Source organism: Bradyrhizobium sp. USDA 4486 (assembly GCF_054057995.1).
In genome coordinates this window covers 2007083-2020708 of record NZ_JBSRZV010000001.1, presented here as the reverse complement: position 1 = coordinate 2020708, position 13626 = coordinate 2007083, and the positions used below count along the sequence as shown (strand labels likewise).

The window sequence follows — 13626 nt, the reverse complement described above, 5'->3', positions numbered from 1 at the left end:
AAGCACGCGATGGACGACCTGAAATCGATCATTGGAAAAGTGGCGACCGGCGCCAGCCTGTCGCGTGAAGAAGCCGCTTCCGCCTTCGACGCCATGATGTCCGGCGAGGCAACGCCCTCGCAGATGGGCGGTCTGCTGATGGCGCTCAGGGTCCGCGGCGAGACCGTGGACGAGATCACCGGCGCGGTGTCGGCGATGCGCTCCAAGATGCTCACGGTCGATGCGCCAGAAGATGCCGTCGACATCGTCGGCACCGGCGGCGACGGCTCCGGTTCGGTCAACGTCTCGACCTGCGCCTCCTTCATCGTCTCGGGCGCCGGCCTGCCGGTCGCCAAGCACGGCAACCGGGCGCTGTCGTCGCGCTCGGGTGCCGCCGACGTGCTGGCCTCGCTCGGCGTCAAGATCGATCTGCGGCCGGAGCAGGTGGGCCGCTGCGTGCGCGAATGCGGCATCGGCTTCATGTTTGCACCCGCCCATCATCCCGCGATGAAGAACGTCGGCCCGACCCGGGTCGAGCTTGCGACGCGCACGATCTTCAACCTGCTCGGGCCCCTGTCCAACCCGGCCGGCGTGAAGCGGCAGATGGTCGGCGTGTTCTCCAGGCAATGGGTGCAGCCGCTGGCGCAGGTGCTCAAGAACCTCGGCTCGGAATCCGCCTGGGTCGTACACGGCTCCGACGGTCTCGACGAGATCACCCTCACCGGCCCGACCTTCGTCTCCGCCCTCCACAACGGCGAGATCCGGAATTTCGAGGTGAGGCCGGAAGAGGCCGGCCTGTCGCGCTGCGAGCCCGGCGCGCTCAAGGGCGGTGACGCCGATGCCAACGCGGTCGCGCTGCAAAACGTGCTTGACGGCAAGCCGAGCCCCTATCGCGACGTCGCGCTGATGAATGCCGCCGCCGCGCTGGTGGTGGCCGGCCGCGCCAGGGATCTGAAGGAAGGCGTCGCGATCGGCGCGAAATCGCTCGACAGCGGCGCGGCAAATGCGCGGCTGAAGCATCTGATCGCGGTCTCGAACGGCTGAGTTTCCCCATGTCGGACATCCTGACCAAGATCGAAGCCTACAAGCGCGAGGAGATCGCCGCCGCCAAGCGCGCGCAGCCGCTCTCGGAAGTCGAGGCCCGGGCGAAGGCGCAAGCCGCTCCCCGCGGCTTCGTGCGCGCCATCAGGGCCAAGCATGCCAATGGCGACTTCGCGCTGATCGCGGAAGTGAAGAAGGCCTCGCCCTCCAAGGGTCTGATCCGCGCCGACTTCGATCCGCCTGTGCTCGCCAAGGCCTATGAGGCCGGCGGCGCGGCCTGTCTGTCGGTGCTGACCGACACGCCCTCGTTCCAGGGCCATCTCGACTTCATGGTGGCCGCACGCGCGGCGACGTCGCTGCCGGTGCTGCGCAAGGATTTCATGTTCGACACCTATCAGGTGGCGGAAGCGCGCGCGCACGGCGCCGACTGCATCCTGATCATCATGGCGGCGCTGGACGATGCCACTGCCAAGGATCTCGAAGATGCAGCGCTCGCCTACGGCATGGACGTGCTGATCGAGATCCACGACCGTGCCGAGCTCGAGCGCGCGCTGAAACTCCGCTCGCCGATGATCGGCGTCAACAACCGTAACCTGCGCACCTTCGAGACCACGCTCGCGACCAGCGAGGCGCTGGCGCCGCTGATCCCCGGCGAGCGGCTGATGGTCGGCGAGAGCGGCATCTTCGCGCCCGCAGACCTCGCGCGGCTCGAGCGCGTCGGCATGTCGACCTTCCTGGTCGGCGAAAGCCTGATGCGGCAGGCCGACGTGACTGCCGCCACGCGTGCGCTGCTCACGCGTGAGACCGCAGCGCGCGCCACGGGCACGCGCTGACATGGCGCGCAAGCCGTCCGCATCCAAGCCGTCAAAAGCGAAGGCCGGCCCTGCCCTCACCCATATCGGCGCCTCTGGCGAGGCGCGGATGGTGGACGTGTCGGAGAAGCCCGCGACCGAGCGGCTCGCCGTCGCCGAGGGCCGCGTGGTCATGACCAGGCCAACGCTGGACCTGATCGTCTCGGGCAATGCCAAGAAAGGCGACGTGCTCGGCACCGCGCGCATCGCCGGCATCATGGCGGCGAAGCGTACCTCGGAGCTGATCCCGCTCTGTCATCCCCTCGCGCTGTCGAAGGTCACCGTCGACATCGAGCCTGACACGAATCTGCCCGGCTGCCTCGTCCGCGCCAGCGTGAAGGTGACGGGACCGACCGGCGTCGAGATGGAGGCGCTCACGGCCGTGTCGGTCGCGTGCCTGACCATCTACGACATGATCAAGGCGGTGGAACGCGGCGTGCGCATCGAGGGCATCCATCTCGTCGAGAAGCTCGGCGGCAAGTCGGGCCATTACCGCGCCTGAGCTCTATTTCGCCGCGCGCTGCCGTTCACGATAGGCACGCGTCTTGACGCGGTTTCCGCACAGCGTCGACATGCACCAGCGCCGCGTCGACGGTTTCGAGCGGTCGAAGAACACCCGGCGGCACTCTTCCGACGCGCACATCTTCAGCCGATCCAACGTTCCGAGCAGCGTCGCGTCGTGCAGCTCGATCGCAATCGTCGACAGGCCGGCGAGCGCATCCTCACGCACCGCCGACAATATTGCGCCGCGCCCGGCATGGGCCTCCACCCGCAATGGAAACGGCGCGAGAGCGCGGTCAAGCGCGCCGAGAACGTCCTTGTTGCGGCGCCGCTCGGCCGGCTCGCACTGCAGATAATCGCGCAAGGCACCGCGCAGCTGTAGCGCAGTCTCGAGCATCGCGGGCGTGACACGTCCGCGCTCGGTGCCGAGGCCACGTTCCCGCATCCAGTCCGCAAGTTGCTGTGGCCCGCCGAGTTCGTCGCCCTGCGGATGCGCGACGCCGAAATGCGTGAAATGGCGGACATCGAGCGTGTTGGCGAAGTCGTAGACGTTCGCCAGCGCATCGGGAACCTTGAACTTGCGGGACTCTTTCGACATCGGGTCACCAGGGATTGGAACACCAGTAAAGCAGATTTGCCGGTTGACAGCAATAGACACCGGTATACCATGTTTACAGGTGTCAATAACGGAGAACGCGAGCGGTGACCGAAGCCCTTCCCTATCTCGAACTCACCGAGCTCGCCGCGCGCATCAAGGCGCGCGACATCTCCGCGCTGGAGGTGACTCGCGCGCAACTCGGCCGTATCGACGCTCTGGACGGTGAGCTCCGCAGCTACGTCCATGTGATGGCGGAAACGGCGATCGCCGCGGCCAAAGTGGCGGACGCCGAAATCGCACATGGCCGATATGGGGGCCCGCTGCATGGCGTGCCGATAGCGCTGAAAGATCTGTTCTGGACCAAGGGCATTCCGACGGCGGCCGGCACGACGCTTCATCGCGACTTTCGTCCCGGTGAGGACGCAACCGTCGTGCGGCGGCTCAAGGACGCGGGCGCAGTGGTGCTCGGCAAGGTGCAGCTCACGGAGGGCGCTTATTCCGATCACCATCCGCTGGTGACGCCGCCGAAGAATCCATGGAATGCGGCTTATTGGCCGGGCATTTCATCCAGCGGCTCGGCGGTCGCGACCGCCGCAGGGCTCTGCTTCGCCTCGCTCGGCTCCGACACCGGCGGCTCGATCCGGTGGCCGTCGGCCGCCAACGGCCTGACCGGACTGAAGCCCAGCTGGGGGCGGGTCAGCCGCCACGGCACGTTCGAGCTGGCCGCGACGCTCGACCATGTCGGCCCGATCGCTCGCAGCGCGGCCGATGCCGGCGCGCTGCTCGGCGTGATCGCCGGACACGACCCGAACGATCCGACGTCGCTGTGCGATCCTGTGCCCGACTTTCTCGCCGCGGCTGCACAGGACGTACGCGGCTTGCGGATCGGTGTCGACGCCGCCTGGAACAGCGACGATGTGGAGGTCACGACACAGCGCGTGCTGGCGGACGCCATCGACGTCTTCCGCTCGCTCGGCGCTGACATCGTGGACGTCGAATTTCCCGACGTGACGCAGGCGATCGCCGATTGGGCGCCGAATTGCGCGATCGAGGCCGCCGTCGCGCACGAGGCGACCTATCCCGTCCGCAAGGGCGAGTATGGCCCCATCCTTGCCGCGGTGATCGAGGCCGGTTGCGCACTCTCCGCGCGCGATTACCAGAAGATCCTTTTGCGGCGGCTCGCGCTGCGCGGACGCGTGGCTGCACTGTTCGAGACGATCGACCTGCTGCTGATCCCGGTGCACCCGTTGCCACCTGTGGCGCTCGCCATGATCGACACGCTTGGCGAACGGCCGGACCTGATCGCAAAGCTGCAGCGCTACACCTGCCCGTTCAACATGACCGGTCATCCCACGATGACGCTACCCGGCGGCGCATCAGCGGACGGAATGCCGATCGCGTTCCAGCTCGTCGCAGCCCATCTCCGCGAAGCCGCGTTGGTCCGTTCCGGCGCCGCATTCCAGCGCGCGACGTCCTGGCATCGTCGCCATCCTTCCCTCACCTCGCGGAGGCAACATTGACCAATCAATCCACGCGGGCTCATTGGAGCATTTTCCATGGCTGGTTCGTCGTCGCCGCGGCATTCGCCGTGATGTTCGTCGGCTTCGGCTCCGCCTACACGTTCAGCGCCTTCCTCGAGCCGCTCCAGCGCGATTTCGGCGCCTCGCGCGGCTCGATCTCGCTGGTGTTTTCGATCGCGGGCTTCCTCTACTTCGCGCTCGGTCTCGTCAGTGGTCCCCTTGCCGATCGGCTCGGCTCGCGGCCGCTTGCCGTCGCCGGCATGATCCTGGTCGCGGTCGGGCTTGCGGCCGCAAGCGTCGCGCGCTCGCTCGTCGAGGTCTATCTCGCCTATGGGCTGGGCGTCGGCATCGGGGTCGGCTGCGCCTATGTTCCCGCGATCGGCGCGGTGCAACGCTGGTTCGTGAAGCGCCGCGGCTTTGCCTCCGGGCTCGCTGTCAGCGGGATCGGGCTCGGCACGCTGGCGATGCCGCCGCTTGCCTCGCTGCTGATCGCATCGGTGGGCTGGCGCGGCGCCTATCTGGCGCTGGGCGCGATTGCGCTGCTGCTCGGCGCTGGGCTCGCGCTGCTGATCGAGAATGATCCGAAGCATCGGGGCCTCGGCCCGGACGGTGATCCACCTCGCGAAGCCTCCGCTGCCGCCAACGCAAGCGGCGCCCTTGTGCGTGAGGCCGTCCGATCGACGCGTTTTGCCGGTCTCTATGTGTCGTGCCTCGTCTGCTCTTTCGGTGCCTTCGTTCCGTTCGTCCACCTCGTGCCCTACGCGCGCGACCAGGGGATCGCGGCATCCTCGGCCGTGCTATTGCTCGGGATGATCGGGGCCGGCAGCACCGCAGGTCGGTTCTTCCTCGGCGCGCTTGCCGACCGGATGGGCCGCGACCGCTCGCTGATCATGGTGCTGATCGGAATGGCGTTCGCGATGGTGATCTGGGCCGTCGCGGCAAATGCCTGGGCTCTCGCCGCCTTCGCCTTCGTCTACGGCGTGTTCTACGGCGGCTGGGTCGCTGTGCTGCCGGCGGTCGTGATGGACTATTTTGGCGGACGCAACGTCAGCGGCATCATCGGCGTTCTCTACACCAGCGTCGCCTTCGGCACACTGGTAGGCCCGAGCGCCGCCGGCTTTGCCTACGACTCGAGCCACAGCTACGCGCTGCCGATCCTGCTCGGCGCCGCCGCGAACATTGTCGCGGCGCTGATCGTGATGGCGATATTGCCGCGCAGCGGAACGCGCGCAGTCACTTCAGCGACGAGCTGATCGATCCGAATTTCGAGCTGAGTTTGCTGCCCATCCTGTTGATGAGAGTGATGATCGCAAGCGCGATGCCGGCGGCGATCAGCTCGTATTCGATGGCGGTCGCGCCGGATTCGTCGACAAAGAAGTTCTTCAAAAGGTTTTTCACGATCGCATCCCTCTGTCTCGCTCTCATGGCTTTTTCGCAAACCACGTGCCAAGGTCGCCGCGAGGATTGCCAGCAACTTAGATGGTTAAGCCTTGGTTGACCGCGGCCGGTGCGGCAGAAATTGACTGGCATCGCCGAGGCCATCCGGCAATTCCTGCACCTCTTGTCCTGCCCAGACCGATTGTTTTTGCGTGCGTACCTTCATGGTGCGTTAACCAGCCTTCCTAACTTCGCCTCCACATCGTTACCGTAAACCAACGGATGTTTTCGGGCTCAGCATTGACCCTGACGTGTGCACGGCAACGATCCAGCATGATGACAAGATTTGGCAGCCGCCTCTTTGACCAGGCTTTCGTGCGCAGCGGACCGATCCGCTGGCTGGTGGTGGGCGGCACGCTTTTGATCGCTGCGATTGCCGTCGGCGCGACCCTGATGGCGCAGAATTTCCGCGAGCGCGCGTTGCGCAACGCCGGCCGCGAGCTGGAAAACACCGCCCTGCTGCTCGCCCACCATTTCGATCAGCAGCTGCAGGATTTCGCGGTCATCCAGAAGGATTTCGTCGATCACGTCCGAACCACCGGAATCAGCAGCGTGGAGGACTATCGCAAGCGCCTGTCCGGCCAGGACGTCCACCGCATGCTGCGCTCGAAGATCGAGGCCCTGCCTTACATCGGCGGCCTCAACATCATCGATGCCGACGGCAATCTGATCAATTCGTCGACGGCGTGGCCGGCCCCGAAAGTGAACGTCGCCGACCGCGCCTATTTCCGAACTTTCAAATACGACCCCTATTCGCCTGATGTTCTGATCGAGCCGCTGCATAGCCGCGTCTCCGGCGCCTGGACCATCCTGATCGTCCGCAGGATCGTCGGACCGAACGGCGAGTTCATGGGCCTGGTCGGGCGCGGCATCGAGCCCGTCAATTTCGAGAAGTTCTTCGCCTCCGTCGTGCTCGGCGATGGCGCAACGATCTCGATGCTGCACCGGGACGGCACGCTGCTCGCCCGCTATCCCCATTCCGGCGAGCTGATGGGACAGAATTTCAAGACCGGCTCGTTTGAGCAGCAAAGGATTTTCGGCCTCGATCATTTCGCCGGCCGCTTCATAAGCCCGGTCGACGGCGAGGACCGGCTGGCCTCGGCGCGGGCCCTGCCCCACTTCCCGATCCTGATCATGGCCACCACCACGCGGACGGCGGCACTGACCGACTGGCGCGAGCAGAACGCCATCCTGATCTCGGTCGCCGGCGCCTCCGCGCTCGCCATCGCCGGCGTTCTGATCGCGATCGTGCGCAAGCTGCTGGAGCAGCACCGCGCCTCCCGCGAGCGGCTGATGCTGGAGAAGCAGCGCCTCGACCGCGCCGTCAACAACATGACGCAGGGTTTGCTGCTGTTCGACGCCGAACGCCGGCTCGTGGTCTGCAACCAGCGCTACATCGAGATGTACCGATTGTCGCCAGACGTGGTCAAGCCGGGCTCCAGTTTCGACGACATCATCGCCCATCGCCAGGCGACCGGCTCCTTCACCGGCAACGTCCAAGACTATGTCGCGCGCGTGCTGCGCGACATCCATGTCCGCAACTCCATGGTGGTCGACACGGCCGACGGCCGCTCGATCCAGATTCTCAACGAACCGCTCGCCGACGGTGGCTGGGTGGCGACGCACGAGGACATCACCGAACGGCGGCGCATCGAGGAACGCATCACCCATCTCGCCCATTACGACGCCCTCACCGACCTGCCCAACCGCGCCATGTTCCACGAGCATCTGCGCGCGGAGCTGGCCGGCGTCACCGGCGGCGAACAGGTCGCGGTGCACTATATCGACATCGACGAGTTCAAGGGCGTCAACGACGCACTCGGCCATCTCGTCGGCGACGAACTGCTGAAGTCGGTGGCTGCGAGCCTGAGCCGGTGCATCGGCCCCGCGGATTTCGTGGCGCGGCTCGGCGGTGACGAATTCGCCATCGTGCAGAGCGCCGTGACGTCGCCGGACCAGGTCAACGAGCTCGTCGCACGGGTCTTCCATGCCATCCGCACCCCGTTCGACTGCATGGGTCATCATCTCACCACAGATGCCAGCATCGGCATCGCGCTCGCGCCGGAGCACGGCACCGCGCTCGACCAGATCCTCAAGAACGCGGACATGGCGATGTATGCCGCCAAATCCGCCGGACGCCGAACCTATCGCTTCTTCGAGCCGGAGATGGACGCCAAGGTCCACGAGCGGCGGCAGCTCGAGATCGACCTGCGCCACGCCATCGCGCAAGGCGGGGGCGAAGGCGGCCTCGAGGTCTATTACCAGCCTTGCCTCGGCCTGAAGGACGACCGCATCACCGGCTGCGAGGCGCTGGTGCGCTGGCGCCATCCCGAGCGCGGCATGGTCTCGCCGGCCGAGTTCATCCCGATCGCCGAGGACACCGGCCTGATCAACGAGATCGGCGAATGGGTGCTGGCAACCGCCTGCCGGGATGCAGCGAGCTGGCCCGACGACATTCGCCTCGCCGTCAACGTCTCCCCGGTGCAGTTCAAGAGCGGCACGCTGGCGCTGAAGATCATGGCGGCGCTCGCCGCCTCCAATCTGCCAGCGAGCCGGCTCGAGCTCGAGATCACCGAAGCGGTGCTGATCCGCGACGACGATGCGGCGCTCGCGATCCTGCACCAGCTGCGCGCCATCGGCGTGCGCATCGCGCTCGATGATTTCGGCACCGGCTACTCCTCGCTGAGCTATCTGCACCGCTTCCCGTTCGACAAGATCAAGATCGACCGCTGCTTCGTCAAGGACATCGCCGGCCCCGACGGCTCGGCCAGCATCGTGCAGGCGGTCGTCAATCTGGCCGCCGCCCGCCGCATGGCGACCACGGCCGAGGGCGTCGAGACCGAGGAGCAGCAGCGCCTGCTCCGCGCGCTCGGCTGCTCGGAGATGCAGGGCTATCTGTTCAGCGCCGCGAAGTCCGCCGACCAGGTGCTGGAGCTGTTCGCCCTGCATCGCGGCCGGCTCGCCGAGCGCAGCGGTGCGGAAAACCGCCGCCGCGAGGCGAGCTAGCCATTCGGCCTGCGCGCCGCGCTTGACGGTGACATCAGGCTAAAGTATTTCAGCGCTCGCAGCTGCCGAATGCCGCTGCCGTAGGCGTTACCGTCATCCAACGCGTCCTTTGTCGAGAGGATCCCGGCTGGGAGATCTCGATTCACGAGACGCCACGGTTATGCCATCACTTTCCCCGTTTGCGGACATTTCCCCGTTCAAGACGTCGATTCCAGCGCGGCTTCTTGTCGCCTGGATGTTCGCAGTCTTGTCGGGTTGCTCGCTGCCGGGGTCTGCTGGGTTGCCGTGGCCTTCACCTCCATCGAAAGGCAGCAACCATGAAGATGACTGGCAACACGATCCTCATCACCGGCGGCACCAGCGGCATTGGCCGCGCACTGGGTGAAGCTTTCCACGACCGCGGCAATCGCGTCATCGTCACCGGACGACGACAGGCCCTGCTCGATCAGATCACGGCTGAACGCCCCGGCCTGGTCGGCCTGCCGCTCGACCTCGACGATGCCACGGCAATGCCGCGCCTGGCAGCCGAGATGCGCGCGCGCTTCCCCGAGCTTAACGTGCTGATTGCAAACGCCGGAATCTCCCGGACGGAGGACATGACCGCGGACGGCTGGGACGCCTCAGACGCGGAAGCGATCGTCGCGACCAATATTCTCGGCGTGCTGCGCGTCGCGGCCGCACTCCTGCCGCTCCTGAAGACGCAGCGGAATGCGACGATCATCGCGACCAGCTCGAACCTCGCTTTCGTGCCTCGCGCCGACCTTCCGACCTACTGCGCCAGCAAGGCGTTCCTGCACTCCTGGCTGCAATCATTGCGGCACCAGCTTCGCAGGATCCCGGTCGAGGTGCTGGAGCTCGCGCCACCCTATGTGCAGACCGAGCTGACCGGCCCGCAGCAGGCCAGCGACGCGCGCGCCATGCCGCTTCCCGCCTACGTCGCGGAAGTGATGCAACTGCTGGAGCTGCGGGTGCATCCGCGCGATGAAGTGCTGGTCGAACGCGACCGCGCCCGCCGCTGGGCCGAGCGCGACGGCCGCTACGAGGCAACATTCGCGGCCTTGAATCCGAGCTGAGACGGCGCCCGACACGAATTCGCCCGGGAGCGGTATCCACTCCCGGGCGATCGATATCTCGATGTTGTACGGTTTAGTTCGGCACCGCAGCCTTCGGCGCGGGCTTCGCGGCGACCGCATTCGCGGTCTGGCCGTGGAGGAAATCGTAGGCCGCGTGCAGGGCCTTGTCGTCCTCCTCCTTCGGCCGGAACGTAGGACTGCGATCCGGTCTGCTCGGTGCCGTCGGCGGCCGAGAGATGCCCGCGCATCTGCGACTCCGCCATGGTGTCCATGCGGCCCTTCAGCTCGGGCGGCACCTCCTGGAGGATCTCGATGTCGGGCGCGATGCCCTGGGCCTGGATCGAGCGGCCCGAGGGCGTGTAGTAGCGCGCCGTGGTCAGCGCCAGCGCGCCGTTGCCGGCGCCGAGCGGGATGATGGTCTGCACCGAGCCCTTGCCGAACGAGCGCGTGCCGATGATCGTCGCACGCTTGTGATCATGCAGCGCACCGGCCACGATCTCCGAGGCCGACGCCGAACCGCCATTGACCAGGATCACGAGCGGCTTGCCCTTGGTGAGGTCGCCGCCATGCGCGGTGAAGCGCTGGGTCTCCTCTGGATTGCGGCCGCGGGTCGAGACGACCTCGCCGCGCTGCAGGAATGCGCTCGACACCGACACGGCCTGGTCGAGCAGGCCGCCCGGATTGTTGCGCAGGTCCATCACGTAGCCGACGAGCTTCTCCTGCGGGACCTGCTTGGAGATCGCGGCGATCGCCTTCTTCAGTCCGTCGGTGGTCTGCTCGTTGAACGAGGTGACGCGGATATAGCCGATGTCGCCGTTCTCGACATGGAAGCGCACCGGGCGCACATGGATGATCTCGCGCGTGATCGCGACGTCTAGCGGCGCATCCGCCCCCTTGCGCATGATGGTGAGCTTGGTCTTGGTGTCGACCGGCCCCTTCATCTTGTTGACGGCCTGTTCGAGCGTCATGCCCTGCACCGCCTCGCCGTCGATCTTGCTGATGAGGTCGCCGGACATGATGCCGGCCTTGGATGCCGGCGTGTCGTCGATCGGCGAGACGACCTTCACGAGGCCCTCCTCCATCGTGACCTCGATGCCGAGGCCGCCGAACTCGCCGGAGGTAGTCTCCTGCATCTCGGTCCAGGCCTTGTCGTTCATGTAGCGCGAATGCGGATCGAGCGCTGTCACCATGCCCGTGATCGCGCCTTCGATCAGCTTGGAATTGTCCGGCTTCTCGACGTAGCTCGCCTTCACGCGCTCGAAGACCTCGCCGAACAGATTGAGCTGGGTATAGGCATCATCCGCACTCGCTGCCGCCCGTGCCGCCCACACGCCGCCATGGGGGCTCGCGACCAGAAGGGTCAGACACGCTCCGGTGAGCGCGCCCAGGGGGAACAGCAGGGATTTCCGCATGGAGGGCCTTCTTAGCTGGCGGTTCTGTTGGAGGTCTGGAAGCCGCCATGCAAATGGCGATCCAGCCCGCTTCTCACAATACCATTCAGGTTTCTTGATGGCCGGGCCGCCAGGCTGGCGGGTACATCGCAAAAATCTCTCCCAAAAAGCCTTGGCCGGCGAGCTAAACTTTTGGCAACGTTCCGAAACCGTTCACGCAAAGCGGAATCGGGTTGGCCCGGCCACGCCTCGCAGCTATGCGATTTTAGGATGGTTTTGCAGGGCCGGACGGGCTAGGCGATGAGACAAGGCTTCAAATTCTCGGGAGGATAACAATGAACGAAGCACCCCGCATCCGGCCGGAACGGAACGTTGAGCTCGGCGCCAGCAATGAACCGTTCCAGAACCTGCATGAATTCATCCGGAAGGCGCGTGCCAACCTCAACCAGAACGCCTGGGACTACATCGTCGGCGGACCGGGGCCAGGACCACCGGCAGCCGCATCCTGCGGCCGAACTGCTCGACCGAGCCGTCGACCTTGCGGACGTCACGCAGCACGCGCGGCCGGAAGGCGATCTCGTCCAGCGCCATGCGGTTGCGGCGCATTGTGGTCTCGGTCTCGGCGGCGGCCCTCGAGATTTTTGACCCGGATGGCGCCGCGAGCGTCGCGCGCGCGGCGGGCACCTTCGGCGCGGCGCACATGCTGAGCTCGGTGTCGGAGCCTGGCCTTGAGAAGACCGCCGAGTCCGCTCCCGATGCACTGCGCCTCTACCAGCTCTATGTCCGCGGCGATGACGCCTTTGTCGCCGATGTCGTCAGCCGCGCCGAGAGAAACGCCTATGCCGCATTCTGCCTGACCGTCGACACCGCCCATTACAGCCGTCGTGAGCGTGACATCGCCAAGCGCTATGTTCGCGAAAGCCGCCTGCGCGCCACCGGCGGCGATTTCCAGAAGGGTCTGGAGTGGCGGACCGTGAAGATGATCAAGGACAAATTCAAGATACCGCTGATTGTCAAGGGCATCGCCACCGCCGAAGATGCGCTGATCGCGCTCGACCATGGCGTGGAGTGGATCTACGTCTCCAACCATGGCGGGCGCCAGCTCGATCACGGCCGCGGGGCCATGCACGTGCTCCCTGAGATCGTCGATGCCGTGAAGGGCCGCGCCAAGATCATGGTCGACGGCGGCTTCTGCCGCGGCACCGACATCGTCAAGGCGATCGCGGCGGGCGCCGACCTCGTCGGCATCGGCCGGCTGCAATGCTGGGCGCTGGCGGCGGCGGGCGAAGCTGGCGTCACGCGAATGCTGGAACTACTGGAGGACGAGGTGCTGCGCTGCCTCGGCCTCTTGGGCGCCACGTCGTTCGCCGAGGTCAACAAGTCCTGCCTGCATCCGGCGACCGCGACAAATGCGCCGAGCGTGTTCAGCGCGTTCCCGCTGTTCGACCATGACCCGTACCGGTACTGAATGAAAGGATGCAGGTGACTTCGCTCTCTCCCGGCAGCGCCGATGCGCTTCTGTTCGATCTCGGGCGCGTGGTGCTCGACATCGATTTCTCCAAGGCGATCGACTGCTGGGCGGGACATGCCGGCTGCAAGCCCGAAGCCATCGTCGCGCGCTACGTGCGCGATGAGGCCTACCGGCTGCACGAGCTCGGTAAGATCAGCGACGAGGACTATTTCGCCTCGCTGCGCACCTCACTCGGGATCGGCATTTCGGATGCGCAGTTCCTGGAGGGGTGGAACGCGATTTTCGCCGGCGAGATGCCTGATATCGCCGAGCTGTTGCCGCGTGCGGCAAGGCAGATGCCGCTCTACGCGTTCTCCAACACCAACCGGCCGCATGTGGACTATTTCTCGAAAGAATATGCCGAGTTGCTTGGCCATTTCCGAGAGATCTACCTGTCCTCCAGCATCGGCCTACGCAAGCCGGACGCGGAGGCTTTCGACCATGTCGTGGCCGCCATCGGCGTGCCCGCCAACCGGATCGTGTTCTTCGACGATCTTGCCGAGAACATCGAGGGGGCCCGCGCCCGTGGCTTGACCGCGGTGCACGTGACCTCGCCCACCGATGTCGGGAACGCACTGAAAGCACTCGGGGTTTGACGTTCGGTGCGGTTCGGCCTGTTACCGGGTCAGCCGGTGCTGGAACTAATTTGGCGCAGAATGAGGAACCAAATCACTTTGTGCAATTTTGTACGGAGTTCCCGGAACGAATGTTCGCGGGCG

At 65.8% G+C, this 13626-nt stretch carries 11 protein-coding genes and 3 pseudogenes; 10 read left to right on the top strand and 4 right to left on the bottom strand.

Going from position 1 to position 13626, the window contains the following annotated elements:
- Positions 1-9: 9 nt before the first annotated feature.
- Genes trpD through moaC form a run of 3 tightly spaced genes read left to right on the top strand, consistent with a single transcriptional unit; the run spans position 10 to position 2373 of the window.
- On the top strand, positions 10-1023 hold the full coding sequence (gene trpD / locus ACVWY3_RS09905; protein WP_456838272.1) for an anthranilate phosphoribosyltransferase: 1014 nt from the start codon (positions 10-12) through the stop codon (positions 1021-1023).
- 8 nt (positions 1024-1031) lie between these two features.
- Positions 1032-1853 carry an indole-3-glycerol phosphate synthase TrpC gene (trpC, locus tag ACVWY3_RS09900; protein ID WP_456838271.1) on the top strand — a complete coding sequence of 274 codons (822 nt, stop codon included), beginning with the start codon at positions 1032-1034 and terminating at the stop codon, positions 1851-1853.
- 1 nt (position 1854) lies between these two features.
- A complete protein-coding gene (moaC, locus tag ACVWY3_RS09895; RefSeq protein ID WP_456838270.1) occupies positions 1855-2373 on the top strand; it encodes a cyclic pyranopterin monophosphate synthase MoaC in 519 nt (172 codons plus the stop codon).
- A 3-nt stretch (positions 2374-2376) separates the two neighbouring features.
- Here the strand turns inward: moaC and ACVWY3_RS09890 are convergent, their stop codons facing one another.
- Positions 2377-2970, bottom strand: coding sequence for a CGNR zinc finger domain-containing protein (locus ACVWY3_RS09890; RefSeq protein WP_456838269.1), 594 nt, complete (start codon positions 2968-2970; stop codon positions 2377-2379).
- A 104-nt stretch (positions 2971-3074) separates the two neighbouring features.
- Here ACVWY3_RS09890 and ACVWY3_RS09885 point away from each other — a divergent pair, with 104 nt between their 5' ends.
- Both ACVWY3_RS09885 and ACVWY3_RS09880 read left to right on the top strand, forming a co-directional pair.
- A complete protein-coding gene (locus tag ACVWY3_RS09885) occupies positions 3075-4490 on the top strand; it encodes an amidase (RefSeq protein WP_456838268.1) in 1416 nt (471 codons plus the stop codon).
- Positions 4487-5743 (top strand): MFS transporter, encoded by a 1257-nt coding sequence (locus ACVWY3_RS09880; RefSeq protein ID WP_456838267.1) that lies wholly within the window; start codon positions 4487-4489, stop codon positions 5741-5743. Before ACVWY3_RS09885 ends, ACVWY3_RS09880 begins: the two co-directional genes overlap by 4 nt.
- Here the strand turns inward: ACVWY3_RS09880 and ACVWY3_RS09875 are convergent.
- Entirely contained in the window at positions 5724-5888 is a 165-nt protein-coding gene (locus tag ACVWY3_RS09875; protein ID WP_456843327.1) for a Flp family type IVb pilin, read from the bottom strand. The genes ACVWY3_RS09880 and ACVWY3_RS09875 overlap by 20 nt on opposite strands.
- 312 nt (positions 5889-6200) lie before the next feature.
- Here ACVWY3_RS09875 and ACVWY3_RS09870 point away from each other — a divergent pair, with 312 nt between their 5' ends.
- Both ACVWY3_RS09870 and ACVWY3_RS09865 read left to right on the top strand, forming a co-directional pair.
- Positions 6201-8933, top strand: coding sequence for a bifunctional diguanylate cyclase/phosphodiesterase (locus ACVWY3_RS09870; RefSeq protein ID WP_456838266.1), 2733 nt, complete (start codon positions 6201-6203; stop codon positions 8931-8933).
- A 317-nt stretch (positions 8934-9250) separates the two neighbouring features.
- A complete protein-coding gene (locus ACVWY3_RS09865; RefSeq protein ID WP_456838265.1) occupies positions 9251-10006 on the top strand; it encodes an SDR family oxidoreductase in 756 nt (251 codons plus the stop codon).
- Positions 10007-10079: 73 nt separating this feature from the next.
- Here ACVWY3_RS09865 and ACVWY3_RS09860 read toward each other — a convergent pair.
- Positions 10080-11418: pseudogene (locus ACVWY3_RS09860) on the bottom strand (S41 family peptidase).
- 314 nt (positions 11419-11732) lie between these two features.
- On the opposite strand from ACVWY3_RS09860, the pseudogene ACVWY3_RS09855 reads away from it, so the two are divergent.
- Positions 11733-11874 (top strand): annotated as a pseudogene (locus ACVWY3_RS09855) (alpha-hydroxy-acid oxidizing protein); the annotation flags it as partial.
- Here ACVWY3_RS09855 and ACVWY3_RS09850 read toward each other — a convergent pair.
- Positions 11839-11988, bottom strand: a complete 150-nt coding sequence (locus ACVWY3_RS09850; RefSeq protein WP_456843326.1) for an alpha-hydroxy-acid oxidizing protein — start codon at positions 11986-11988, stop codon at positions 11839-11841. The pseudogene ACVWY3_RS09855 and the gene ACVWY3_RS09850 overlap by 36 nt on opposite strands.
- Positions 11989-12022: 34 nt before the next feature.
- Between ACVWY3_RS09850 and ACVWY3_RS09845 the strand changes: the two are divergent.
- Positions 12023-12865: pseudogene (locus ACVWY3_RS09845) on the top strand (alpha-hydroxy acid oxidase); the annotation flags it as partial.
- Positions 12866-12873: 8 nt separating this feature from the next.
- On the top strand, positions 12874-13503 hold the full coding sequence (locus tag ACVWY3_RS09840; protein WP_456838264.1) for an HAD-IA family hydrolase: 630 nt from the start codon (positions 12874-12876) through the stop codon (positions 13501-13503).
- Positions 13504-13626: the final 123 nt, after the last annotated feature.